Source organism: Desulfovibrio sp., assembly GCF_035644575.1.
Lineage (GTDB): Bacteria > Desulfobacterota > Desulfovibrionia > Desulfovibrionales > Desulfovibrionaceae > Desulfovibrio.
Map to the genome: position 1 here is coordinate 1 of NZ_DASQOG010000140.1, position 2,814 is coordinate 2,814.

Below are 2,814 nucleotides of genomic sequence, written 5' to 3' on the forward strand. Positions count from 1 at the left end.
GCAGGAAAATTCTGCCGTGGCGGTTGCACCGCAGGCAAACGCGCGCGGCGCGTAGTGAGTACGCCAACCTAGGAGGTTATTTTGGACGGCGGCACGGAAGGTCACAGTACCATCTGGTCGCGCCTGAGCAGACTGTTCGGGCACGACGATCAGGAATCTCTCGAAAAAGCCATTCTGGAAGCACGAGCCGACGGCGAGGTGGAACCCTACGAGGAATCCATGCTCCTTGGCATACTGCGCTTCAACGATCTGCAGGTGCAGGACACCATGATCCCCCGCACCGATATAGACTGCGTTCCCGATGACATGCCGCTTCAGGAAGTGGCGCGCATCATTGTGCGTTCTGGTCATTCGCGCATTCCCGTATACAAGGACACCCGCGACAATATCGTGGGCATTCTCCACGCCAAGGATGTTCTCAGCAGCCTGCTGGATCAGGGGGATCACGCTCCCGCCGTTTCGCGGGTCATGCGCGAGCCTTTCTTTGTGCCGGAGACCAAGTCCATCCGCACCCTGCTGCAGGAATTTCGCGCCCGCAAGCAACACATTGCCATTGCTCTTGACGAATACGGCGGCACATCCGGCCTTATCACCATCGAAGACGTGCTGGAAGAGATCGTGGGCGATATCGAAGACGAACACGATGCGCCGCGTCAGGAAGACATCCGCCCCCTCGGCGAGAATGTCTATGAACTCACAGGCCGCGCCCTGCTGGAAGACCTTGAAGATCTGGGCGTTGATCTGGATTCGGACGAGGTGGACACCATCGGCGGCTACCTGAGCATGGAGGCGGGGCACGTCCCCGGCCCCGGCGAACGCTTTACCCTGCGCGGCTGGGCCTTTACCGTGCTTGAAGCTGACAGGAAGCTCATCATCCGCCTGCGCATGGAACCTGCTGACCACGCCGCGCCCGCTCCGGCCACGGAAGAGGAAGAAGCGGCAAAAGCATGAAGCTGTTCTGTCCTGAAGCGCCAGGGACCACGCAGCGCAGCTGGGTTTTGTGCCTTGCTGCCGCACTAGGTCTGTGGCTGGGCTTTCCCAACGATCTTATCAACTTTCCTCCACTGGTGCTCCTGTGGCCTGTGGCGCTGGCTTTGCTTGGCCGGGAGGCCGCAAGTCGCGCCATTGCCTTGCGCATGGGCTGGATTGGCACCATTGCTGGCGGCATGGCAGCGCTCTACTGGCTTACCCTGCCCGTGCACAACGTGGGCGGCCTGCCCTGGCTGCTGGCCGTTCCCTGCGCGCTCTTCATCGTGACCTGCATTGGCAGTGCCGGCGGCCTGTTTGCCGTGGCGGCCCACATGTTCCGCCACCGGCCCGCCTGGGTGCAGGCCGTACTGCTTGGCCTCTTGTGGTATCTGCTTGAGGCGGTCTATGCCCTTGCCCTGGGATTTCCCTGGCTGGACATGGCCGGGGCTTTGTCCCCCTGGCCCATACTGGTGCAGGCTGCGGACATGGTGGGCGGTTACGCCCTTACTGGAGTGTGGAGCATGGCGGCCCTGCTGTGCTGCCTTGCCTTTGCCTGCGGGCCCCGCCGCTTCTGCCCCGACCGTGCAAGCCTGATCCCCGGCCTTGTGCTCACGGCGGCCCTGCTGTGCTACGGGGGCTTGCGGCTTTACGCCAACCCGATGGTCACTGAACCCACCGGGCCGGACAGCGTGGATGTGCTTTATGTGGAAGGCAATGTTGACCAGAACCAGAAGTGGGTTCCCGCCTTTCAGCGGCAAACGGTGGATCTGTATCTGGGCCTGACGTATCAGGGCCTTGCGCAAAAACCCGATGCCCGCCCCCTCATCGTGTGGCCGGAAACAGCCATGCCTTTCTTTTTTGAGGTCAATGCCCTGCATGCCCCGCGCATTCGCGAGCTGGCGGCCCGCAGCGGCAGCCCGCTGCTGTTTGGCGCGCCGGGCCTCGAACGCCATCCCGGCAAAAAAGATCCCGATGTTTTCAACCGGGCCTTTTTGCTGAACCCCAAGGGCGATACGGTGGGATATTACGACAAGGAGCATCTGGTTCCCTTTGGCGAGTATCTGCCGGAATGGCTCAACTGGGGATTTCTGGAGGCATTGCTGCAAGGGGTTGGCGTGTACCAGACTGGCACCGCTGTCGCCCCGCTGCGGCAGGACAATCTTGCTCTGGGAATGCTCATCTGCTATGAGGGAATATTCCCGTGGCTTGCCCAGAACCGCGTGGCGGATGGGGCAAATATTCTTGTAGATATCAGCAATGACGGCTGGTTTGGCAACACTCCGGCGGCACGGCAGCATCTCTACCTCACTGCCCTGCGGGCCGTGGAACAGAACCGCTGGATATTGCGCGGCACCAACACGGGCATTTCCGTTGTGGTGGATCCGCGCGCCCGGCTGACCATGCACGGGGGCCAGTTCAAGGCTCAGGCCGTCTGGGGCAAGGCGGCGATTGTGACCGCGCCAAGCCTGTTCCACAGTATTTCGTCCTGGCTTATGCCCGGGGCTGCCCTGATATTTCTGGCCCTGCTGCTGCTCGGCCCCGGCGGCAGGTTTGCAAAAGATCGCGACAAAGCCGCCAGCTGTTCCTGATTTTTTTCGGCCTTGACGCAGTCAGCGCCGCGCGAACGGGAGGCCTGATTCTTCTGCTTGCGCCCGTTTACGCCACAGGGCATTCACCTTAACCCCCATAGTATCCACAATGTTGCAACTCAGTGATCTGCGCGCCGCATGCCAGCCCCTTTCCCAACGTTTCGCCACCCTCTGGGGGCGTCTTTGACGTTGCCGCCAGCCAGAAGCGCCTGCAGGACATCGAACACGAAATTTCCCGCCCCGGCGCATGGGACAA

At 61.6% G+C, this 2,814-nt stretch carries 2 protein-coding genes and 1 pseudogene; all 3 read left to right on the top strand.

The window, feature by feature from the left end; genetic code table 11:
- Nucleotides 1–81 precede the first annotated feature (81 nt).
- Nucleotides 82–951 (top strand): hemolysin family protein, encoded by an 870-nt coding sequence (locus VEZ52_RS07965; RefSeq protein ID WP_324836354.1) that lies wholly within the window; start codon nucleotides 82–84, stop codon nucleotides 949–951.
- Complete coding sequence (gene lnt, locus VEZ52_RS07970; protein WP_324836355.1) at nucleotides 948–2,558, top strand: apolipoprotein N-acyltransferase; 1,611 nt, start codon at nucleotides 948–950, stop codon at nucleotides 2,556–2,558. The genes VEZ52_RS07965 and lnt overlap by 4 nt, the downstream gene beginning before the upstream one ends.
- A 109-nt stretch (nucleotides 2,559–2,667) precedes the next feature.
- Nucleotides 2,668–2,814: pseudogene (gene prfB / locus VEZ52_RS07975) on the top strand (peptide chain release factor 2); the annotation flags it as partial.

What these genes read in the sequence shown, in the direction of transcription:
- lnt (WP_324836355.1), top strand. Translation starts at nt 948, where the DNA reads ATGAAGCTGTTCTGTCCTGAAGCGCCAGGGACCACGCAGCGCAGCTGG.